Source organism: Alicyclobacillus fructus, assembly GCF_017329605.1.
GTDB lineage: Bacteria > Bacillota > Bacilli > Alicyclobacillales > Alicyclobacillaceae > Alicyclobacillus > Alicyclobacillus fructus.
This window is the reverse complement of the sequence record NZ_JAFMTY010000089.1, coordinates 1-436: the sequence shown is the minus strand read 5'-3', so window position 1 is coordinate 436 and position 436 is coordinate 1. Positions and strand designations below refer to the sequence as shown.

The window sequence follows — 436 nt, the reverse complement described above, 5'->3', positions numbered from 1 at the left end:
GAGCCTTTTGCAGAATGACTGATTCCATCGCGAGCGAAAACGACGCACACTTCTCGTGAAAGATAACACATGCCATAAAAATCCTTTTCTGTTGTGTGGATAGATCACGCCCCTTCGGTGGTGTTCATTCGAATCATCAGGTTAAGCCACTTGCTCGATGCGATTCGTCCGGTGCATCGCCAGAGCAGATGCCAAGAGCACAATCGCGTGGATGTACGCATGTACGGTGACTTTCTCGATGCCACGTACATGCACGCCGTCAAGCGTCAGCCACTCTTTCAGCCGCGCGAAGCAGCGTTCCACTGCGCTCCGTTCAGCGTAGAGCATCTTCCATGTGCGAGAGCCGCGATGTGGATTCGCGTATCGACGGACGTCCTCATCGATGTGCTTCTTCACGACCATGCCATAGTTCGACGCAGAACAGGCAGCCATGCCA

At 53.7% G+C, this 436-nt stretch carries 1 protein-coding gene; it reads right to left on the bottom strand.

Going from position 1 to position 436, the window contains the following annotated elements; genetic code table 11:
• Window positions 1-141: 141 nt before the first annotated feature.
• Window positions 142-436, bottom strand: a 295-nt coding sequence (locus tag J3481_RS14445; RefSeq protein WP_206832803.1) for a transposase, incomplete at its 5' end; no start/stop codon positions are given.